Annotated in this window: 21 protein-coding genes; 11 read left to right on the top strand and 10 right to left on the bottom strand. The window is 67.2% G+C overall.

Annotation, left to right across the window (positions count from 1 at the left end):
• Positions 1 to 61: 61 nt before the first annotated feature.
• Positions 62 to 1,021, top strand: a complete 960-nt coding sequence (locus tag AC5P60_RS14980) for a sodium:calcium antiporter (RefSeq protein ID WP_033833878.1) — start codon at positions 62 to 64, stop codon at positions 1,019 to 1,021.
• 74 nt (positions 1,022 to 1,095) lie between these two features.
• Here AC5P60_RS14980 and AC5P60_RS14985 read toward each other — a convergent pair whose 3' ends face one another.
• The 8 genes from AC5P60_RS14985 to AC5P60_RS15020 form a co-directional block, all read right to left on the bottom strand.
• Entirely contained in the window at positions 1,096 to 1,485 is a 390-nt protein-coding gene (locus AC5P60_RS14985; RefSeq protein ID WP_049402775.1) for a Na+/H+ antiporter subunit G, read from the bottom strand.
• Positions 1,482 to 1,766 carry a K+/H+ antiporter subunit F gene (locus AC5P60_RS14990; RefSeq protein ID WP_005411334.1) on the bottom strand — a complete coding sequence of 95 codons (285 nt, stop codon included), beginning with the start codon at positions 1,764 to 1,766 and terminating at the stop codon, positions 1,482 to 1,484. The genes AC5P60_RS14985 and AC5P60_RS14990 overlap by 4 nt, the downstream gene beginning before the upstream one ends.
• Entirely contained in the window at positions 1,763 to 2,269 is a 507-nt protein-coding gene (locus AC5P60_RS14995) for a Na+/H+ antiporter subunit E (RefSeq protein ID WP_005411333.1), read from the bottom strand. The genes AC5P60_RS14990 and AC5P60_RS14995 overlap by 4 nt, the downstream gene beginning before the upstream one ends.
• Positions 2,266 to 3,801, bottom strand: coding sequence for a monovalent cation/H+ antiporter subunit D (locus AC5P60_RS15000; RefSeq protein WP_483693774.1), 1,536 nt, complete (start codon positions 3,799 to 3,801; stop codon positions 2,266 to 2,268). The genes AC5P60_RS14995 and AC5P60_RS15000 overlap by 4 nt, the downstream gene beginning before the upstream one ends.
• The gene (locus AC5P60_RS15005) at positions 3,798 to 4,190 is read right to left on the bottom strand and encodes a Na+/H+ antiporter subunit C (protein WP_012481447.1); all 393 of its coding nucleotides are present in this window, start codon (positions 4,188 to 4,190) and stop codon (positions 3,798 to 3,800) included. The genes AC5P60_RS15000 and AC5P60_RS15005 overlap by 4 nt, the downstream gene beginning before the upstream one ends.
• On the bottom strand, positions 4,190 to 7,018 hold the full coding sequence (locus AC5P60_RS15010; RefSeq protein ID WP_483693773.1) for a monovalent cation/H+ antiporter subunit A: 2,829 nt from the start codon (positions 7,016 to 7,018) through the stop codon (positions 4,190 to 4,192). Before AC5P60_RS15010 ends, AC5P60_RS15005 begins: the two co-directional genes overlap by 1 nt.
• Positions 7,019 to 7,351: 333 nt before the next feature.
• On the bottom strand, positions 7,352 to 7,837 hold the full coding sequence (locus tag AC5P60_RS15015; RefSeq protein ID WP_005411329.1) for an Mpo1 family 2-hydroxy fatty acid dioxygenase: 486 nt from the start codon (positions 7,835 to 7,837) through the stop codon (positions 7,352 to 7,354).
• Between the two features lie 139 nt (positions 7,838 to 7,976).
• Positions 7,977 to 8,903: a phosphoribosylaminoimidazolesuccinocarboxamide synthase gene (locus AC5P60_RS15020; RefSeq protein ID WP_005414703.1), complete on the bottom strand. Its 927-nt coding sequence runs from the start codon at positions 8,901 to 8,903 to the stop codon at positions 7,977 to 7,979.
• A gap of 144 nt (positions 8,904 to 9,047) precedes the next feature.
• On the opposite strand from AC5P60_RS15020, the gene AC5P60_RS15025 reads away from it, so the two are divergent.
• From AC5P60_RS15025 to AC5P60_RS15070, 10 genes are all read left to right on the top strand, one after another.
• Positions 9,048 to 9,377 (top strand): J domain-containing protein, encoded by a 330-nt coding sequence (locus AC5P60_RS15025; protein WP_231522938.1) that lies wholly within the window; start codon positions 9,048 to 9,050, stop codon positions 9,375 to 9,377.
• A 29-nt stretch (positions 9,378 to 9,406) separates the two neighbouring features.
• On the top strand, positions 9,407 to 10,081 hold the full coding sequence (rpe, locus tag AC5P60_RS15030) for a ribulose-phosphate 3-epimerase (protein ID WP_005411326.1): 675 nt from the start codon (positions 9,407 to 9,409) through the stop codon (positions 10,079 to 10,081).
• Positions 10,082 to 10,140: 59 nt separating this feature from the next.
• Positions 10,141 to 10,623 carry a GNAT family N-acetyltransferase gene (locus tag AC5P60_RS15035; protein WP_012481443.1) on the top strand — a complete coding sequence of 161 codons (483 nt, stop codon included), beginning with the start codon at positions 10,141 to 10,143 and terminating at the stop codon, positions 10,621 to 10,623.
• A 325-nt stretch (positions 10,624 to 10,948) separates the two neighbouring features.
• A complete protein-coding gene (gene yegS / locus AC5P60_RS15040) occupies positions 10,949 to 11,878 on the top strand; it encodes a lipid kinase YegS (protein ID WP_242898904.1) in 930 nt (309 codons plus the stop codon).
• A gap of 300 nt (positions 11,879 to 12,178) precedes the next feature.
• The gene (trpE, locus tag AC5P60_RS15045; RefSeq protein ID WP_483693772.1) at positions 12,179 to 13,654 is read left to right on the top strand and encodes an anthranilate synthase component I; all 1,476 of its coding nucleotides are present in this window, start codon (positions 12,179 to 12,181) and stop codon (positions 13,652 to 13,654) included.
• A 66-nt stretch (positions 13,655 to 13,720) separates the two neighbouring features.
• Positions 13,721 to 14,500, top strand: coding sequence for an SIMPL domain-containing protein (locus tag AC5P60_RS15050; protein ID WP_049402337.1), 780 nt, complete (start codon positions 13,721 to 13,723; stop codon positions 14,498 to 14,500).
• 2 nt (positions 14,501 to 14,502) lie between these two features.
• Entirely contained in the window at positions 14,503 to 15,090 is a 588-nt protein-coding gene (locus AC5P60_RS15055) for an anthranilate synthase component II (protein ID WP_012481439.1), read from the top strand.
• Positions 15,091 to 15,106: 16 nt separating this feature from the next.
• Positions 15,107 to 16,138 carry an anthranilate phosphoribosyltransferase gene (trpD, locus tag AC5P60_RS15060; RefSeq protein WP_005411320.1) on the top strand — a complete coding sequence of 344 codons (1,032 nt, stop codon included), beginning with the start codon at positions 15,107 to 15,109 and terminating at the stop codon, positions 16,136 to 16,138.
• 75 nt (positions 16,139 to 16,213) lie between these two features.
• Positions 16,214 to 17,008 carry an indole-3-glycerol phosphate synthase TrpC gene (gene trpC / locus AC5P60_RS15065; RefSeq protein WP_483693776.1) on the top strand — a complete coding sequence of 265 codons (795 nt, stop codon included), beginning with the start codon at positions 16,214 to 16,216 and terminating at the stop codon, positions 17,006 to 17,008.
• The gene (locus AC5P60_RS15070; RefSeq protein ID WP_005411318.1) at positions 17,005 to 17,721 is read left to right on the top strand and encodes a haloacid dehalogenase-like hydrolase; all 717 of its coding nucleotides are present in this window, start codon (positions 17,005 to 17,007) and stop codon (positions 17,719 to 17,721) included. The genes trpC and AC5P60_RS15070 overlap by 4 nt, the downstream gene beginning before the upstream one ends.
• Positions 17,722 to 17,837: 116 nt before the next feature.
• Here the strand turns inward: AC5P60_RS15070 and AC5P60_RS15075 are convergent, their stop codons facing one another.
• Both AC5P60_RS15075 and crp read right to left on the bottom strand, forming a co-directional pair.
• The gene (locus AC5P60_RS15075; RefSeq protein ID WP_005411317.1) at positions 17,838 to 18,599 is read right to left on the bottom strand and encodes a sulfite exporter TauE/SafE family protein; all 762 of its coding nucleotides are present in this window, start codon (positions 18,597 to 18,599) and stop codon (positions 17,838 to 17,840) included.
• Positions 18,600 to 18,661: 62 nt separating this feature from the next.
• Positions 18,662 to 19,351, bottom strand: a complete 690-nt coding sequence (gene crp, locus AC5P60_RS15080; RefSeq protein ID WP_012481435.1) for a cAMP-activated global transcriptional regulator CRP — start codon at positions 19,349 to 19,351, stop codon at positions 18,662 to 18,664.
• Positions 19,352 to 19,499: the final 148 nt, after the last annotated feature.

A 19,499-nucleotide genomic window follows, 5' to 3' on the forward strand; every position in this document is an offset into this window, starting at 1 on the left:
GGCCCAGCCGCGCGTACGGGCCAAGCGTAGAATCGCGCCACGACCGCTGGGGGAGTGCTCGATGATCGCCATTGCCATTGCCTGGTTCCTGCTCGGCCTGCTGCTGCTGGCGCTGGGCGGGGACTCCATCGTCAAGGCCGTGTCCGGCCTGGCCCAGCGTTTCGGGGCCAGCCCATTCACTGCCGGGCTGTTGCTGCTCGGGGTGACCACCTCGTTGCCGGAACTGGCAGTCAACGCGCGCGCCCTGGCGGTGGGCCAACCGGAGCTGGCACTGGGCAACGTGGTGGGCAGCAGCATCGTCAACCTGGGCGTGACCCTGGCCGTGGCGGCCATGGCTGCGCCCCTGCTGCTGTGCGCGCGCCTGCAGACGGTGCTGTGGTGGTCGCTGCTGGCGGCGGGTGTGCTGCTGATCCTGTTCGGGCTTGATGGCGGCCTGGCACGTTGGGAAGGCGGCATACTGCTGGTCGGCTTCATCGTGGTGCAGGTGCTGCTGCTGCGCCGCGGTCGCAGCGAGAGCGCGGAGGTGCAGGTGGCCATCGCCGAGTCCGCACTGAGCCGCACCAGCCTGCCGTTGAACGTGCTGCGCGTGCTGATTGCCGCGTTGACGCTGTACTGGGGCGCGCGCCTGGTGGTGGGCGCCGCCGCCGACTTCGGCGCCGCCCTGGGTTGGACGCCCCTGCTGGTCGGCCTGCTGCCGGTGGCGATCGGTACCGCACTGCCGGAGGTGGCCACCGCCATCGCCGCCGCGCGTCGCGGGCATGGCGACATGGTGCTGGGCCACGTGCTGGGTTCCAGCGTGGTCAACCTGCTGCTGGTGATCGGTGCGATGGCCGTGCTGCAGCCGCTGGCGCTGCCGGCCTCGTTCGTGCGCCTGGAACTGCCGGCGCTGCTGGCGTTCGCGCTGGTGCTGTACCCGATGCTGCGTGGCGACCTGAAGATCAGCCGCGGCGAAGGTGTGATCCTGCTGGTCGCGTTTGTCGGCTGGTTCGTGCTGGAGCTGCTGCTGGTCGGCGCGGCATGAGGTAGTGCCGGCCGCTGGCCGGCAACCTCACTGCCTCTGACGGAACCCTTGCCACTGCCGGCCAGCGGCCGGCACTACCGGTTCTGCGTGGTTTTTTCTTCCCGCACCGGCTCCGGCGGCGGCAGCTGCTCCTCGGCGGCACGTTCGTTGCCCGGCAGGGTGGGGCGGGTCTCCATCAGCAGCGACAGCGCGGCCTTGGCCATCATGTGCGCGCTGATCGGTGCGGTGATGAACAGGAACACGGTGATCAGCAGCTCGCGCGGCTGCGGGTCCTGGCCGAGGAAGATGTGGTAGCAGACCGAGCACACCAGCACGCAGCCGACGCCCAGCGTGCTGGCCTTGGTCGGCGCGTGCAGGCGCTTGAAGAAGGTCGACAGCTTCACCAGGCCCAGTGCGCCGACCAGGATGAAGAAGCAGCCGAACAGCAGCAGGATCGACAGGCCGATCTGGATCGCGGTGATCATTCGACGATGTCCCGGCGCAGCACGAACTTGCTCAGCACCACGGTGCTGCCGAAGCCGAGCATGGCGATGATCAGCGCCGCCTCGAAGTAGATCGGCGAATTGAGGTACATGCCGAACAGCATCAGCTCGGCGATCGCGGTCACCGACAGGGTATCCAGCGCAAGGATGCGGTCGGGCACGGTCGGCCCGCGCAGCAGGCGCCAGGTGGCCAGCAGCATGGCCAGGCCGACCACGTGCATGCACACCACCAGGGTGGTCTGGATGACTTCAAAACCGGTCATGGGAAGATCTCCATCAACGGCGCCTCGTAACGGCGCTTGATCGTATCGATCAGGTCCTGTGGGTCCTCCAGGTGCAGCACATGCACCAGCAGGAACTTGCGGTCGTCGCTGAGCGCGGCCGAGACCGTGCCCGGGGTCAGGGTGATCATGCTGGTCAGCGCGGCGATGCCGTGGATGTTGGCGATGTCCAGCGGCAGCCAGATGAAACCCGGGTGGATGTTCTTTTCCGGGCCCAGCACCTGCAGGGCGACGCGGATGTTGGACATCAGGATGTCCCACAGGGTCACGCACACCAGCCTGGGCAGTGGCCGCAGGGTGCCGATGCGGGCGAACTCGCGGTCCAGGCGCGCGGCGAACAGCGGCACCACCACGCCCAGCAGCAGCCCCAGCACGATCTGGCCGAGGGTGAAGCTGTCGGACATCAGCAGCCAGAACGCCACCACCATGATGCTGAGCATCGGCGAGGGAATCAGGCGACGGAACAGGGAGCGCTGGGCGGTCATGGCTGGCGGATCTCCGGCGTGGTCGCACGCAGTTGCTGCACGTACTCGCTGGGTTGCAGCAGCTGTGCGGCGGTGGCGTCGGTGTAGCGCATCAACGGTGCCGCGGCCACGGTCATGCCGATGCCGTAGGCCAGCAGCAGGCAGGCGGCGTAGAGTTCTACCCGGCGCAGGGGAGCCTTGCGCGGCTTCGGTGCATCGGGATCGACCGGCGGCACGCGCCAGAACAGGCGGATGCCGCCGCGGGTCAGGCCCATGATCACCAGCAGGCTGCTGACCAGCACGGCGGTCCAGACCGGGCCGGTGTACTGCGCCGGCATGCCGGCCAGCAGTGCGGCCTTGGCCAGGAAGCCGGACAGAGGCGGCAGGCCGGCCACCGACACTGCCCCGATCAGGAACAGCACCGCCGGCGTTTCCTTGCCCGGCATCGGCGCCACCACCTCCTTGCGGTCGCTGGCGCCACCACGGCGGCGGCGGATCAGGTCGGCAACCAGGAACAGCGCAGCGGCCACGAAGCTGCTGTGCGGCAGGTAGTACAGGCCGGCCGACAGCACCTGCGGCGTGCCCACCGAGAAGGCGATGAACAGCGTGGCTGCCGACACGATGACCAGGTAGGAAATCAGTACGCGCAGGCGGGTCGCGGCCAGGGCGCCGAGCCCGCCCAGCACCAGCGTCGCCACGCCGGCCCACAGCAGCCAGTCGCGGCCATAGCCGGCCATCGCGCCGGCATCGTCGCCGAACCACAGCATCTGGATGCGCAGCACCGAATACAGGCCGACCTTGGTCATGATCGCGAACAGCGCCGCCACTGCGGCCGGCGCGCGCGAATAGGCTTCCGGCAGCCACAGGTACAGCGGCATCAGCGCGGCCTTGGCGCAGAACACCAGCAGCAACAGGCCCATCGTAGCCTTCACCAGGGTCAGCTGCGTCGGCGGCACCGCGGCGATGCGCTGCGACAGCTCGGCCATGTTCAGCGAACCCAGCGTGGCGTACAGCAGGCCCAGCGCGATCAGGAACAGGGTCGAGGCGGTGACGTTGAACACCACGTAGTGCAGGCCGATGCGCATGCGCAGGCCGCGGCCACCGCTGAGCAGCAGGCCGTAGGAGGCGATCAGCATCACCTCGAAGAACACGAACAGGTTGAAGATGTCGCCGGTCAGGAACGCGCCGTTGAGGCCGACCAGCTGGAACTGGAACAGTGCATGGAAGTGCGGTGCGCGGCGGTCCCAACCCGAGCAGGCGTGCAGCAGGCAGGGAATGGCCAGCAGCAGGGTGGTCAGCAGCATCCATGCCGACAGCCGGTCGGCCACCAGCGCGATGCCCAGCCGCGACGGCCAGTCGCCCAGCAGGTAGACGTTGATGTCACCGCCCGCGGTCGACGCGAACAGCAGGCCCACCGTAAGCGCCAGCGCCGACAGTGCGGTCCAGGCCACCGCGCGCTGCACCCTGGGGCCGTAGCGGCGGTGTTCGACGAACAGCGACAGCGCGGCGCCGAGCAGCGGAATCAGGATCGGCAGGATCACCAGATGGTTCATGCGCGATCCTCGCCCTGGCGCGCCGATGCGCTCTCATCCTGCAGGTCGTCGTCGGGCTCGTGGGCGTCCACATGGTCGCTGTGGTTGTCGCTGCGGCTGCGCATGGCCAGCACGATGCTCACTGCGGTCATCGCGAAGGCGATCACGATCGCGGTCAGCACCAGTGCCTGCGGCAGCGGGTCGGTGTAGTTGCCCAGGTGGCTGTCCACGCCCTCCTGCAGCACCGGCGCCTTGCCCAGCACCACGCGGCCACCGGCGAAGATCAGCAGGTTGGTGGCGTAGGACAGGAAGGTCATGCCGAGGATCACGTCGAAGCTGCGCGCACGCAGCAGCAGGTAGATGCCGATGGCGGTCAGCACGCCGATCGCGGTAGCCAGGGCCAGTTCCATCAGTGCATCTCCCCGGTGCGGGCCGAACGGCGTTGCAGGTCGATCTCACCCTTGCGGGCAGCGCGGGTACGTGAGGGCTTGATCGTGCCCATCATCGACAGCATCAGCATGGCGCCGCCGAACACCACCAGATAGACGCCGATGTCAAAACCGATCGCGCTGGCCAGCGGCACGTCGCCGATCAATGGCAGATGCAGGTCGAGGTGGCCACTGGTCAGGAACGGCACGCCGAACAGCATCGAGGCGCTGCCGCTGAGCAGGGCGATCAGCAGCCCCATGCCAATGCAGCGGATGTAGTCGAAGCCGAAGCGCGATTCCACCGACGCGGTGCCCTGGATCACGTACTGGATCAGCAGCGGCACCGCCAGCACCAGGCCGGCGATGAAGCCACCACCGGGCGCGTTGTGGCCGCGCAGGAACAGGAAGATCGACACGGTCAGCGTCAGCGGGAACATGATCTGCGCCAGGTCGGCCGGTACCGGCAGCTTGATCGGCGGGCCGGGCATGATCTGCTCCGGTGCCATCCGCGTGCGCCGCAGCAGTGCGTGCACCACCAGCGCGGCGATGCCGAACACGGTGATCTCGCCGAAGGTATCGAAGCCGCGGAAGTCGACCAGGATCACGTTGACCACGTTCTGGCCGTAGGCCTCGGGCAACGCACGGGCGAGCAGTTCGCCGGCCATGGTGTTCGGCGGCAGGGTCATCGCCGAATAGGCCAGCGCACCCAGCCCGGCGCCGGCGATGATCGCGATCACCGCATCGCGGCGCTTGCGCCAGCGCGGGCGTTCCGGCCCGGACTGCGCGGGCAGGTAGTTCATGCCCAGCAGCATCAGCACCAGGGTCACCATCTCAACGAGCAGCTGGGTCAGGGCCAGGTCGGGTGCGGACAGGAACACGAAGGTCAGCGCCACCATCAGGCCGACGCCGCCGACCAGCAGCACCGCCAGCAGGCGTTGCTTGTAGATGCGCAGGGTTGCCACCGCGCAGGCCATCATCACCAGCCACAACGCCCAGCCCAGCAGCGGCATCGGCTGCGGCGCGCTCCAGTTTGGCGACGCCGGATCTGCCACGAATGGCGCGGCGGCAACTGCGATCGCCACCAGCACCAGGCCCAGCAGCATGCGCTGCAGGCTGCCGTTGGCGATGCCGTTGGTCAGGCGCATGGCCAGTGCGGACACGGCATCCAGCTGTGCATGGAACACATTGCGGCCAGTGCTGACGTTGGTCACGGCATGCAGGTTGATCAGCTTGCGCAGGCCGAAGTACAGCGCCACGCCGCCGATCACGCCGATCGCGCTCATTGCCAGCGGCAGGTTGAAGCCGTGCCATACCGCCAGGCTGTACTCGGGCATGGCGCTGCCGAGGATCGACGCCGCAGCGGCATGCAGCACCGGTGCCACGGTCAGTGCCGGGGCGATGCCTACTGCCACGCAGATCACCACCAGCAGTTCCACCGGTACCTTCATCCAGCGCGGCGGCTCATGCGGCACGCGATCCAGGTCGTGCGGGCCGGCGCCAAAGAAGGTGTCGTGCACGAAGCGCAGGCTGTAGGCCACCCCGAACACGCCAGCCAGCAATGCGGCGATCGACACCGCCGTGCGCATGATTCCCGGGCCTCCGGCCGTGATCGCCTCGGCAAACAGCATTTCCTTGGACAGGAAGCCGTTGAGCAGCGGGATGCCGGCCATCGCCAGCGAGGCGATGATCGCCAGCGCGCTGGTGAACGGCATCAGCCTGCGCAGGCCGCCCAGCTTGCGCATGTCGCGGGTGCCGGTCTCATGGTCGATGATGCCGGCGGCCATGAACAGCGAGGCCTTGAAGGTGGCGTGGTTGAGGATGTGGAACACACCGGCCACCACCGCCATCGGCGTGGACAGGCCGAACAGCAGGGTGATCAGGCCCAGATGGGAAATGGTCGAATAAGCCAGCAGGCCTTTCAGATCGTGCTGGAAGATCGCGTTCCAAGCGCCGATCAACAGCGTGATCGCACCGATGCCGCTGACCGTGTAGAAGAACAGGTCGCTGCCGGCCAGCGCTGGATGCAGGCGCGCCAGCAGGAACACACCGGCCTTCACCATGGTGGCCGAATGCAGGTAGGCAGAGACCGGAGTGGGCGCGGCCATCGCGTGCGGCAGCCAGAAATGGAACGGGAACTGCGCGCTCTTGGTGAAGATGCCCGCCAGCACCAGGAACAGCGCGTACGGGTACAGCGCGCTGGCGCGGATCTGCTCGCCGGCGGCCAGCACCACGTCCAGGTCGAAGCTGCCGACGATGCGCCCGATCAGCAGTACGCCACCGAGCAGCGCAAGGCCGCCGCCGCCAGTGATCACCAGCGCCATCCGCGCGCCCTCGCGGGCGTCCTGGCGGTGCGACCAGAAACCGATCAGCAGGAACGAGCTGATGCTGGTCATTTCCCAGAAGATCATCAGCAACAGCAGGTTGCCCGACAGCACCATGCCCAGCATGGCGCCCATGAACAGCAGCAGGTAGCAGTAGAAGCGGTGCGCGTTGTCCTGCTGGCTCAGGTAGTAGCGCGCGTACAGCACCACCAGCGCGCCGATGCCCAGCACCAGCCCGGCGAACATCCACGCCAGCCCGTCCAGGCGCAGGGTGAAGTCCAGGCCGATCTGCGGCAGCCAAGGGACCATCGTCCGCACCACCTGGCCGTCGAGCACGGACGGGGTCAGCCAGCCGAGGATGGCCAGTCCGCCCAACGGCGCCAGCGCCGCCAGCCAGGCAGCAGTCGAGCGCGAACTACGGGGGAAGGCCGCAACAGCCGCTGCCATCAGGAACGGCAGGGCCAGCAGCAGGGGCAGGCTGGGGAGCATGCAGGGAATCCATGATTCACGAGCAGGTCAGGGAGGATAACAGGCTGCGAAATGTCGCTGAAACCCATCGAACAGCGATCAATTGCATGTAACGTCCGCTGATTCATATTTTCTGCGACGCAACATCGCGTTCCTGCGTCTTCTCCTCGCTTGCCCTCAGGGGACGCCCTACGCCCACGCAGGGAGACCGCAGGCCCTGTCGCACAGGGGCTGCCGTCGACGGGCGGGAAGTGGGGAGCGGATCACCGGCGCAGGCTGGCAGGGCCGTCGTGGAGTGCGGGTGATGGAATCTGCCCGTTCAGGAAACCAGGGGCGCCGTCGACCCTGGGCAGGTCAGTAGCGCCAGTCGAGCTTGCGGTAGAACTTGGCCATCACCCAGGCCGGGCCGATCAGCAGGTAGGTCAGGTCGGTCAGGAAGCTGGGCTTGCGGCCCTCGAACTTGTGGCCGATGAACTGCGCGATCCAGGCCACCACGAACACGCCCACCGCCAGCCAGAACAGGTTGTGCAGGCCGATTTCGGCCTCCAGCAGGCGGCACAGGCAGCCGAACACGAAGAACTGGATGAGCATGCCGATGCCCAGCGGGCGCGACAGTTTGTTGTAGAAGCACCAGGCGCTGAACATCGCGAACGCCGACCAGATGCCGTACTGGAACCAGGTGATCAGCGGCGGCAGGCACCAGAGCAGAGCCACCACCGACCACAGGATCGCCGGGACCGCCACCACGTGGATGCGCTGGTTGATCACATTGCGGTGGTCGTCGGAGTAGCTGGCGAAATAGCGGTCGATCGGCCGCGCAAGCTCGGTGGATGTCTGCATGCTGCGTTGCTTCCTCGGACAACGGTAGTACCGGCCGCTGGCCGGCACTCCAGAGCATAGCCGAGTTCATGAGTTTGCCGGCCAGCGGCCGGCACTACCGAACGCGCCCCCCGCCTTTCCGGCCGGGGGCGCAGGGGGGTCAGTCGACGCTGATCCCGGCCAGGCGCTGCAGTGCCTCGGCATACTTGGCGCGGGTGCGCTCGATGATCTCGGCCGGGATGGTCGGGCCCGGGGCGGTCTTGCCCCAGTCCAGCGTCTCCAGGTAATCACGCACGAACTGCTTGTCGTAGCTCGGCGGGCTGGTGCCCACTTCGTACTCGTCGGCCGGCCAGTAACGCGAGGAATCCGGCGTCAGCATCTCGTCCATGATGTACAGGCGGCCATCGGCGTCGGTACCGAACTCGAACTTGGTATCGGCCAGGATGATGCCGCGCTCGCGGGCGTAATCGGCCGCGAACTTGTAGATGCGCAGGGTGGCGTCGCGCACGCGCTCGGCCAGCTCCGCACCGACCTGCTTCACCATCGCATCGAAATCGATGTTCTCGTCATGGTCGCCGACAGCGGCCTTGGTCGAGGGGGTGAAGATCGGCTCGGGCAGCTGCTCGGCCTGGCGCAGGCCGTCGGGCAGGTCGATGCCGCTGACCTTGCCGGTGCGCTGGTAATCCTTCCAGCCGCTGCCGATCAGGTAGCCGCGGGCGATTGCTTCCACCGGCACCGGCTTCAGCTTGCGGGTGACCACCGCGCGCTTGGCATACAGGGCCGGGTCCACCCCTTCGGGCAGCACGCTGGCCACGTCGATGCCGGTCAGGTGGTTGGGCATCAGGTGCGCGGTCTTGGCGAACCAGAAGTTGGAGACCTGGCAAAGCATCTCACCCTTGCCCGGGATCGGGTCGGGCAGGACCACGTCGAACGCCGACAGGCGATCGGTGGCCACCATCAGCAGGTACTCGCCCGGCGGGGTTCCGGCTGGCAGCCGCTCGCGCGGGATATCGAACACATCACGCACCTTGCCGCGATGGCGCAAGGGCAGGCCGGGGAGATCGGATTGCAACAGCGTGGTTGGCACGGGCACTCCTGGGGCGTTGTCGATACGGCTGCTGCCCAACGGACCCGGCGGGCCCGCTGACCAGCGGGCGGCCTAGTGTAAAGCCGTCCGGGCCCGCTGTGACGTAAAATGAGCGTCCATTTCGTCGGTCGACCCCGGAGCGCCATGCGCTGGTACGGAAAACTGCTCGGATTCATCGCCGGCGCCCTGCTGTTCCGGCCCAATCCGCTGTTCGGGGCGGTGGTCGGCCTGCTGATCGGCCATGCCTTCGATTCGGACTGGTTCCGCCTGAGCAAGGAGAACCCGTACCGGGAGCTGGGGCTGACCTCCGAGGCCACCGATGCCGAGGTCGAGCGCGCCTACCGAAAGCTGATCTCGCAGTACCACCCCGACAAGCTCGGCGGCGCCGCCCCCGAGCTGCAGCAGCAGGCCGAGCAGAAGTCGCGGCGCATCAACGCCGCCTACGACCGCATCAAGACCCTGCGCAAGCGCTGACCCCTTTCCCCTCGTTGCAAGGCCCGGCCATGTCCCACTGCCTCATCGCCCCCTCCATCCTGTCCGCCAACTTCGCCCGCCTCGGCGAGGAAGTCGACAACGTCCTCGCCGCTGGCGCGGACTGGGTCCACTTCGACGTGATGGACAACCACTACGTGCCGAACCTGACCATCGGCCCGATGGTCTGCCAGGCGCTGCGCAAGCACGGCGTGACCGCGCCGATCGACGTGCACCTGATGGTCGAGCCGGTGGACCGCATCATCCCGGACTTCGCCGAGGCCGGTGCCACCTACATCAGCTTCCACCCGGAGGCGAGCCGCCACGTGCACCGCACCATCCAGCTGATCCGTTCTCTGGGCTGCAAGCCGGGCATCGTGCTGAACCCGGCCACGCCGGTGGACATCCTCGACTGGGTGCTGGAGGACCTGGACCTGGTGCTGCTGATGTCGGTCAACCCGGGCTTTGGTGGCCAGGCCTTCATCCCCTCGGCGCTGGACAAGCTGAAGGTGGTGCGCAAGATGATCGATGCCAGCGGCAAGGACATCCGCCTGGAGATCGACGGCGGCGTGAAGGCCGACAACATCGGCGAGATCGCGGCTGCCGGTGCCGACACCTTTGTCGCCGGCTCGGCCATCTTCAACGCCAAGACCAGCTACCAGGACGTGATCGCGCAGATGCGCGCCAACGTCGCCGCCGCCCGCTGACAAAAAGGGGACGGAGGGGATTAATCTCGTTTAATTCCCTCCGTCCCCTTTATCTGCGCATGGCACTGTTGAACATCCGTCCGGCCACCGTGGCCGATGCTGGCCTGATCCTGCATTTCATCCGCGAACTGGCCATCTACGAGAAGGCCGAGCATTCGGTACAGACCGATGAGATCGGCATCGCCGAGAGCCTGTTCGGCGCCGATGCCACGGCGCGCGCGTTGATCTGCGAAGCCGACGGCGAGGCCATCGGCTATGCGGTGTACTTCTACAACTACTCTACCTGGCTGGGCCGCAAGGGCATCTACCTGGAAGACCTCTACGTCAGCCAGGAAAAGCGCGGCGTGGGCGCCGGCAAGGCACTGCTGAAGTACATCGCACGCCAGGCCGTAGCCGAGGGCTGCGGTCGCTTCGAATGGTCGGTGCTGGACTGGAACACCCCGGCCATCGAGTTCTACACCGCTGCCGGTGCGAAGCCGCAGGACGAGTGGACCGTGTACCGGCTGCAGGGCCAGGCGCTGCACGATTTCGCCAACGGTTGAAGCGAAGTGCATCCACGCATGGCGTGGATCTACCAACCGGGTGGGTGCAAACCGCAACCCGGGGGGGGGCGAACCGCAACCTGGGGGCAGCGAACCGCAACCTGGTGGGTGCGAACCTTGGTTCGCACTCCCTGCACACCCCAAAAAAAAGCCACGCCAATCACTGGCGTGGCCTCGCTGCATGCGTGGGAGGCTGATCCTGCCTCCATCCGTCGTCCCTGCTATGGACTCCCATTCTCCGGTAGCTGAATGACATCTGCGTGACATTCACCGCGGGCAAACAGCGCATTGCTAGCCTGTGCCACCGCATCCTTGGAAGCTCTGCATGACCACCCCGCGCTGGCGCCTGATCCTCAATGGAAAATCCGCTGGCAACGAGGAGTTGCGCGACGCCGTCGACCATTGGCGCGGACAGGGCGTGCAGCTGGAAGTGCGGGTGACCTGGGAGGACGGTGACGCCGAGCGCTATGTCGCCGAGGCGATCGATCATGGCGTGGATGTGATCGTGGCCGCCGGTGGCGATGGCACGCTCAGTGCAGTGGCCGAGACACTGGCGCATCGTGAGGAGCTGGCAGATGCGCTGCCCTCGCTGGCGCTGATCCCGATGGGGACCGCCAACGATTTCGCGACTGCGGCCGGCATGCCGACCGAACCGAAGGAGGCCTTCGCCTTGATCGGGCAGGCGACGCCGCACGCTATTGACCTGTTGCGCGTTGACGCCGATGGCACCCAATGGTGGTGCGCCAATCTCGCCAGCGGTGGCTTCGGCACGCAGGTGACGGTGGAGACTGATGCGGGCTTGAAGAAGATGCTGGGCGGGCTGGCCTATGTGATCACCGGCATCGCCAAGCTGGGCCGCATCGAGCCGATCACCGCGCGCCTGTCCGGCCCGGATTTCGCGTGGGAAGGCGACTTCATCGCGCTCGGCATCGGCAATGGCCGCCAGGCCGGCGGTGGTCAGCAGCTGTGCCCGCAGGCCCTGATCGACGACGGGCTGCTGGATGTGACCGTGCTTCCGGAACTGGAAGGGGAGGTCACCGCCACCCTCGGCCAGATGCTGAAGTCGGGCACCCAGGCTGCGCTGGAACAGCTGGCCACGCGTGCGCGGCTGCCGTGGCTGGAGATCGCATCCGAGCGCCCGCTGACCCTCAATCTGGATGGCGAGCCGGTACAGGCCCGCCAGTTCCGCATCGAGTGTGTGCCGGGCAGGGTACGGATGCATCTTCCGGCCGGCTGCCCGTTGCTGGGTGGGTAGGGAGGTAGAGTCGACTGTTAGTCGACTGCTCTTCGTTCCGACGGCGTAAAACCCCGCGCTACGCGCGCAAGTCGACCAACAGTCGACTCTACCGGTCCGCGTCGTCGGTTTCCGTGGCTGGCCCCGCCCGTCCCGTGGTTCAGTTTTCCAGGGTTCCCCTGCCGTCCAAGCTGCGATACAGTCAAGGGGTGTCCAGCCTGACGACCCCGCATACCCTTTCTTCCGCACGCCGTTGGTGGCGATGGTGGCCCGTTGCCGTCGTCCGCCCCCATAACGCTGTGTCCCGGAAGGAAAGTCGTCTTGAACTCGCACGCTCAGTTTCAGCAGCAGGCCGCTGAAGGCCACACCCACATTCCCGTCGTCCGCGAAGTGCTGTCCGACCTGGACACGCCGCTTTCGGTCTATCTGAAGCTCGCCGACGGCCCCAATACCTACCTGTTTGAATCCGTCGAAGGCGGCGAGCGCTTTGGTCGTTACTCGATCATCGGCCTGCCGGCGCGCCGCGTGTACGCCTTCCACGGCCACACGCTGACCGTGCGAGAAGACGGCCAGGTGGCGGACACCCGCGAGGTCGCCGACCCGTTCGCTGAAGTCGAGGCGCTGCGCAGCGCCCACTCGGTGCCGAAGCTGGAAGGCCTGCCGGGCTTCACCGGTGGCCTGGTCGGCTGGTTCGGCTTCGAGTGCATCGGCTACATCGAACCACGCCTGGCCCCGCCGGCCGGCCGCGATGAGCTGGGCACGCCGGACATCCTGCTGCTGGATTCCAACGAGCTGGCCGTGTTCGACAACCTCAAGGGCCGCCTGTACCTGATCGTGCACGCCGACCCCCGGGTCGAGGGCGCCTTCGAGCAGGCCCAGGCGCGCCTGGATGCGCTGACTGCCAAGCTGCGTGCACCGGGCGCCGGTTATCCCGCACCGCTCAACAGCGATGTGCTGGACGAATCCGATTTCGTTTCCGGGTTCACCCGCGAAGGGTTCGTCGATGCGGTCCAGCGCAGCAAGGAATACATCCGCGCCGGTGACATCTTCCAGGTGGTGCTGAGCCAGCGCCTGAGCGTGCAGTTCAAGGCGCGGCCGGTGGATGTGTACCGCGCGCTGCGTGCACTGAACCCGTCGCCGTACATGTATTTCCTGGATGTCGGCGACCTGCAGGTGGTCGGCTCCTCGCCGGAAATCCTGGTGCGCCTTCAGGATGGCAAAGTCACCGTGCGCCCGATCGCCGGCACCCGCCCGCGTGGCGCCACGCCCGAGCAGGACCTGGCGCTGGAAGCCGAGCTGCTGGCCGACCCGAAGGAACGCGCCGAGCACCTGATGCTGATCGACCTCGGCCGCAACGATGCCGGTCGTGTGTCCAGGGCGGGCACCGTGGAAGTGGGCGAGCAGTTCGTGATCGAGCGCTACAGCCATGTCATGCACATCGTCAGCGAAGTGACCGGGCAGCTGCAGCCGGGCCTGAGCTACGCCGACGTGCTGCGCGCCACCTTCCCGGCAGGCACCGTCAGCGGCGCGCCGAAGATCCGCGCGCTGGAAGTGATCCGCGAGCTGGAACCGATCAAGCGCAATGTCTACGCCGGCAGCATCGGCTACATCGGCTGGCACGGCGATGCCGATACCGCGATCGCGATCCGCACCGCGGTGATCAAGGACGGCCGCCTGTACGTGCAGGCCGGCGCCGGCATCGTCTACGACTCGGACCCGGACAAGGAATGGGACGAGACGATGAACAAGGGCCGCGCGCTGTTCCGCGCCGTCGCCCAGGCCGCCAAGGGCCTGTAAGCCTGCCTCGCCACGGCGCCGCGCCGTGGTCGTTCCGCTGTTCCCGTTCAAGACAAGGAGTACTGCATGAAGCTGCTGAGCGCATTGCTGTGGTCGTCACTGCTGGCCACGATGGCCCCGTCTGCGTGGGCGCAGGCCAATACCATTCCGTCGCAGCCGCACCTGCTGGTGAAGGGCGAGGCGCGTCGCGTGGTGATGCCGGACCGGTTCGGCCTGCAGTTGAACATCGAAGAGACCGACATGGATGCCGACGCCGCGCGCCGCCGCGTGCAGGACAACGTTGCCCGCGTGCTGGCACTGTTCAAGCAGCACAAGGCGGTGGAAGGCAGCGTGCGCGCGGACAACCTGCGGGTCGGTCCTGCCACGCGCTATGAGCAGAACCGGCAGGTTTTCATCGGCACCCGCGTGTCACGCCAACTGCGCGCCAGCTTCGCCAGCGTCCAGCAGATGCAGGACGTGCTGGGGGCGCTGAAGGCCAACGAGAACCTGCAGGTCAGCAGCGTGGCGCCGATGTACTCGGGCGAAGTGGCGCTGCGCCGCGAACTCAAGGGCGAGGCGGCGGCCCAGACCCGCCAGTCTGCGCAGGGCCTGGCCAAGGCCTACGGCACCCAGCTGCGCGGGCTGTACAGCATCTCCGATGTGGCGCCGAACTTCGCCTATGGCGTGCAGGCGGGCAATTGGCCCAGCAGTGGGGATCTGGTGACGCCGCCCTCGCCGCCCGCGCCCGAGGCACCGATGAACAGCATCGAGACCACGGGCTCGCGCCTGCGCGAGTCGGTGGAAGCCGGCCCCATCACCTACACCGAAAACGTATACGCCATTTTCCTGATAAGCGACGGAACCTGACCATGTTGTGGATGATCGACAACTACGACAGCTTCACCTACAACCTCGTGCAGTACCTGCAGACGCTGGGCGCCGAGGTGAAGGTGGTGCGCAACGATGCGATGAGCGTGGACGAGATCGCCGCGCAGAAGCCCGAGCGCATCGTCATCTCGCCCGGCCCGTGCACGCCCAACGAAGCGGGCGTGTCGCTGGAACTGATCGAGCGCCTGGGCCCGACCACGCCGATCCTCGGCGTGTGCCTGGGCCACCAGGGCATCGGCCAGGTCTACGGCGGTACGGTCATCCGTGCCGGCAACATCATGCACGGCAAGACCTCGCCGATCCGCCATGAAGGCAAGGGCGTGTTCGCTGGCCTGCCGGACCGCTACCAAGCCACCCGCTACCACTCGCTGGTGGTGGACAAGAACAGTCTGCCGGACTGCCTGGAAGTGACTGCCTGGACCGAGAACGACGACGGCTCGATCGAAGAGATCATGGGCCTGCGCCACCGCCAGTTCCCGGTGGAAGGCGTGCAGTTCCACCCCGAGTCCATCCTCACCGAACACGGCCACGCCCTGCTGCGCAATTTCCTGCAGCGCCCGGCGGCCTGATCCAAGGAGCATTCCCATGAGCTTCTCCCCCCAGGAAGCCCTGCATCGCACCATCGAACACCGCGAAATCTTCTTCGACGAAATGGTCGACCTGATGCGGCAGATCATGCGCGGCGATGTCTCGCCGATGATGACCGCCGCCATCCTCACCGGGCTGCGCGTGAAGAAGGAGACCGTGGACGAAATCGCCGCCGCGGCCACCGTGATGCGTGAATTCGCCCGGCCAGTGCCGGTGGCCGATACCTCCAACCTGGTTGACATCGTTGGCACCGGTGGCGATGGCTCGCACACCTTCAACATCTCCACCTGCGCGATGTTCGTCGCTGCTGCTGCAGGCGCGCGCGTGGCCAAGCATGGCAACCGCAGCGTGTCGTCCAAGTCCGGCAGTGCCGATGCGCTGGAAGCGCTGGGCGCGGTGATCGAGCTGCAGCCTGACCAGGTGGCCGCGGCCATCGACCGGACCGGCATCGGCTTCATGTTCGCGCCGATCCATCACCCGTCGATGAAGGTCGTCGCGCCGGTGCGCCGCGAGATGGGCGTGCGCACCATCTTCAACATCCTCGGCCCGCTGACCAACCCGGCCAGTGCACCGTCGGTACTGATGGGCGTGTTCCATCCCGATCTGGTCGGCATCCAGGCGCGCGTGCTGCGCGAACTGGGTACCGAGCGCGCGATGGTGGTCTGGGGCCGTGACAACATGGACGAGATCTCGCTGGGCGCCGGCACCCTGGTCGGCGAACTGCGCGACGGCAAGGTGCGCGAGTACGAGATCCACCCGGAGGACTTCGGCATCGCCATGTCGGCCAGCCGCAACCTGCGCGTGGACGGTCCGGAACAGTCCATCCAGATGCTGCGCGCCGTGCTCGACAACGAGCCGGGCCCGGCGCTGGACATCGTCGCGCTGAATGCCGGTGCCGCCCTGTACGTGGCTGGTGTGGCCAGCGACATCGGAGACGGCCTGGCCCGCGCCCGTGCCGCCATCGCCAATGGCAGCGCCCGCCAGCGCCTGCAGCAGTATGTGGAGACCACCCGCGCGCTGGTTGCCTGAGCGCGCGGTTCAGCCTCACCCTCTCGATGGCCGATAATGGCCGTCCTCACCGCCCCCCGCACCGACCCGAAGACGATGAGCGACATCCTGCAGACGATCCTGGCCCGCAAGGCCGAAGAAGTGGCCCAGCGCCGCGCCCAGCGCCCGCTCGAGGAGCTGCAGGCCGCCGTGGCCAGCGCCCCGCCGGTACGTGGCTTCGTGCGCGCGCTGCAGGCGGCGGTGGCCAATGGCGACCCGGCGGTGATTGCCGAGGTGAAGAAGGCCAGCCCCTCCAAGGGCGTGATCCGCCCGGATTTCCGCCCCGCCGACATCGCCGTCAGCTACGAGTTCGGTGGCGCCAGCTGCCTGTCGGTGCTGACCGACGTGGACTTCTTCCAGGGCGCCGACGCCTATCTGCAGCAGGCCCGCGAAGCCTGCACGCTGCCGGTGCTGCGCAAGGATTTCGTCATCGACGCCTACCAGGTGTACGAGGCGCGCGTGCTGGGCGCCGACTGCATCCTGCTGATCGTCGCCGCGCTGGACGATACCCAGCTGGCCACGTTGTCCGAGCTGGCGCTGTCGCTGGGCATGGACGTGCTGGTGGAAGTGCATGACATCGACGAACTGGAGCGCGCGCTGCAGGTGCCGGCGCCGATGATCGGCATCAACAACCGCAACCTGCGCACCTTCGAGGTGTCGCTGCAGACCACGCTGGACATGCAGCAGGCGGTGCCGCGTGACCGCCTGCTGGTCACCGAGAGTGGCATCCTCAGCCCGCAGGACGTCGCGCTGATGCGCGATGCCGGCATCCATGCATTCCTGGTCGGCGAGGCCTTCATGCGCGTGGAAGAGCCGGGCGAGGGCCTGCGTCAGCTATTCTTCGCGGCATGACAACGCACTATCCGACGCCGCGCGACGATGCGCCGCTGGTGGTCTTCGATTTCGACCACACCCTCTACGACGGCGATTCGGGCACCCATCTGTTCGCCTCGCTGATCAAGCGCAACCCGCTGCGCATGCTGGCCGCGCTGCTGGTCACGCCGATCGCCGGGCCGTTGGTGGCGATGCTGCCGACCCGCCGAACGGGTATTTCGGTCTACGTGTGGATCGGCAGCTTCGGCCTGCACCGTGCGCGCGATTTCAACAAGGTGATCGATGCCTACGTGCTGCGCAACGAGGCGCAGATGCGCGCCAAGCTGCTGCCACAGGCGCTGGAGGTGTTCGCCGCGCACCGTGCCAAGGGCGACCGTGTAGTGGTCGCCACCGGCGCGCCGCCGGAACTGGCCCGCGCCATCCTGGCGTTCGTTGCCCACCAGGACGTGCCGGTGATCGGCACCGAGGTCGGCCCGCGACTGGGCGGCGTCGGCCCGACCCGCCATTGCCACAACGAAGAAAAGATGCGCATGCTGCGCGAGCGCGGCTACGGCAATATCGACATCGCCTACTCCGACAGCACCGCCGACCTGCCGTTGCTGCTGGCCGCCAAGGCGCCGGTGGTGGTGAACCCGAAGCGATCCAGGGTGGACTTCTTCCGCCGCGTGCTGCCGGCCGGCACCCGCATCCTCAACTGGGGCTGCGTGGACCGCGGCGGCGACAAGGCGTAGCCCGGGGCCGGATCCCGTCCGGGGCCTGACCCCATCGCACGATGACGGATCTGCCGGCCAGCGGCCGGCACTACCCTCCTCCGTCCCGGTAGTGCCGGCCGCTGGCCGGCAAACGCTCAATGCCCCAGGTACCCGTACACCGCATGGCCGATCTGGAACAGGCTGATCCCCAGCACCAGCACGCCCACGGCCACCAGCACCCAGCGCTCCTTCACCCGCTTGACCAGGATCGCCGCCACCGGCGCGGCCATCATGCCGCCGATCAGCAGGCCGGCGACGATCTGCAGGTGCTGCACGCCCATCGACAACAGGAAGGTCGCTGACACCGTCAACGTGACCACGAACTCGGCCGCGTTGACCGTACCGATGGTGGTGCGCGCCTGGCCGCCACGGGCGAGCAGGGTGGACGTGGCGATCGGTCCCCAGCCGCCACCGCCGCTGGCGTCCAGCAGGCCCGCGAAGAAGCCCAGCACCGGTACCCGGCGGATCTCGCCCTTGGGCATCCAGCGCCCCGCGGCGCGCGCCAGGATGATGATCGCCAGCACCAGCAGGTACAGGTAGATGAGGGGGCGGATGATGTCGCCGGGGATCTGGGTGAGCACGTACGCGCCCAGGGCGCCGCCCACCGCACCGGGCAGGGCCAGCCGCAGGAACAGGCGTTTATCGACATTCCCGGCGGCGAGGTGCGACACGCCCGAGGCGCCGGTGGTGAACACTTCAGCGGTGTGGATGCTGGCGCTGACCTGCGCCGGTGGCAGGCCCATGCTCAGCATCACCGACGAGGACACCAGGCCGAAGGCCATGCCCAGTGCGCCGTCAACCAGCTGCGCGCCAAGGCCGATGAGGATGAACCACCAGAATTCGCTGCTCAGTTCCATGCAACGAGCCTAGCGCGCGAAGGAGTGCGGACCAAGGTCCGCACCCACCGGGTGCTCAACGGTCAACGGGTGCCGTACAGCACCACGGTCTTGCCGCGGGCATGCAGCAGGCCGTCGGTCTGCAGCTTCTTCAGCACGCGGCCGGCCATTTCGCGCGAGCAGCCGACCAGGCGCGCCAGTTCCTGGCGTGACACGCGCAGCTGGCTGCCCTGCGGATGGCTCATCGCTTCTGGTTCCTGCGCCAGATCGTGCAGTGTGCGCACGATCCGATCGGTAACATCCAGGAATGCCAGGCGACTGGCCTTGCGGCTGGTATCGAGCAGGCGCTTGGAAATCTGCTGGCCCAGCGCATACAGCAGGCGCGGGGCGTCGGCCGACAGCGGGCCGAGGAACAGCTGGTGCAGGCGCTCGTAGCTGATTTCGGCCAGTTCGCAGGCGGTACGGGTCCGCAGGATCACCTCGCGGCGGTCCGATTCGACGAACAGGCCCATTTCGCCAACGAACTCGCCGGCACCGAAGTAGCCCAGCACAAGCTCTCGATCGTCATCTTCCTCGGCCATGATTGAAACCGAGCCGCTGACAACGTAGTACAGGGTTCCCGCCGGGTCACCGGGTCGGAAGACGTCGGTACGGGTGGGATATCGCCGCCGGTGGCTGTGCGCCAGGAAACGATCGATGGTGGCGATATCCAAGGCCAGTGGACTGCTAGCTAGGCGCACGGTTGACACGATAGGGGCGCTCCCTCTGCGCATGAACGGATTCACGGGGTCGATAGCGGAGCTTAACCAGCGCAATTGTTAAGGGCAAACAGTGTGCCAGAACTCTTGCGTCTTCACGTTCCCCCCGGGGGCAGTTTGCCCCATAATTCCCCCTTTCCCTTCTTACACAGGAATCGACCGC

It is taken from the genome of Stenotrophomonas sp. YJH_SMC_120, from assembly GCF_059368675.1.

Bases quoted from the DNA above. Each gene is read 5' to 3' on its own strand.
- AC5P60_RS14980 (WP_033833878.1), top strand. From the start codon at position 62: ATGATCGCCATTGCCATTGCCTGGTTCCTGCTCGGCCTGCTGCTGCTG.
- AC5P60_RS14985 (WP_049402775.1), bottom strand. From the start codon at position 1,485: ATGATCACCGCGATCCAGATCGGCCTGTCGATCCTGCTGCTGTTCGGC.
- AC5P60_RS14990 (WP_005411334.1), bottom strand. From the start codon at position 1,766: ATGACCGGTTTTGAAGTCATCCAGACCACCCTGGTGGTGTGCATGCAC.
- AC5P60_RS14995 (WP_005411333.1), bottom strand. From the start codon at position 2,269: ATGACCGCCCAGCGCTCCCTGTTCCGTCGCCTGATTCCCTCGCCGATG.
- AC5P60_RS15000 (WP_483693774.1), bottom strand. From the start codon at position 3,801: ATGAACCATCTGGTGATCCTGCCGATCCTGATTCCGCTGCTCGGCGCC.
- AC5P60_RS15005 (WP_012481447.1), bottom strand. From the start codon at position 4,190: ATGGAACTGGCCCTGGCTACCGCGATCGGCGTGCTGACCGCCATCGGC.
- AC5P60_RS15010 (WP_483693773.1), bottom strand. From the start codon at position 7,018: ATGCTCCCCAGCCTGCCCCTGCTGCTGGCCCTGCCGTTCCTGATGGCA.
- AC5P60_RS15015 (WP_005411329.1), bottom strand. From the start codon at position 7,837: ATGCAGACATCCACCGAGCTTGCGCGGCCGATCGACCGCTATTTCGCC.
- AC5P60_RS15025 (WP_231522938.1), top strand. From the start codon at position 9,048: ATGCGCTGGTACGGAAAACTGCTCGGATTCATCGCCGGCGCCCTGCTG.
- rpe (WP_005411326.1), top strand. From the start codon at position 9,407: ATGTCCCACTGCCTCATCGCCCCCTCCATCCTGTCCGCCAACTTCGCC.
- AC5P60_RS15035 (WP_012481443.1), top strand. From the start codon at position 10,141: ATGGCACTGTTGAACATCCGTCCGGCCACCGTGGCCGATGCTGGCCTG.
- yegS (WP_242898904.1), top strand. From the start codon at position 10,949: ATGACCACCCCGCGCTGGCGCCTGATCCTCAATGGAAAATCCGCTGGC.
- AC5P60_RS15050 (WP_049402337.1), top strand. From the start codon at position 13,721: ATGAAGCTGCTGAGCGCATTGCTGTGGTCGTCACTGCTGGCCACGATG.
- AC5P60_RS15055 (WP_012481439.1), top strand. From the start codon at position 14,503: ATGTTGTGGATGATCGACAACTACGACAGCTTCACCTACAACCTCGTG.
- trpD (WP_005411320.1), top strand. From the start codon at position 15,107: ATGAGCTTCTCCCCCCAGGAAGCCCTGCATCGCACCATCGAACACCGC.
- trpC (WP_483693776.1), top strand. From the start codon at position 16,214: ATGAGCGACATCCTGCAGACGATCCTGGCCCGCAAGGCCGAAGAAGTG.
- AC5P60_RS15070 (WP_005411318.1), top strand. From the start codon at position 17,005: ATGACAACGCACTATCCGACGCCGCGCGACGATGCGCCGCTGGTGGTC.
- AC5P60_RS15075 (WP_005411317.1), bottom strand. From the start codon at position 18,599: ATGGAACTGAGCAGCGAATTCTGGTGGTTCATCCTCATCGGCCTTGGC.
- crp (WP_012481435.1), bottom strand. From the start codon at position 19,351: ATGCGCAGAGGGAGCGCCCCTATCGTGTCAACCGTGCGCCTAGCTAGC.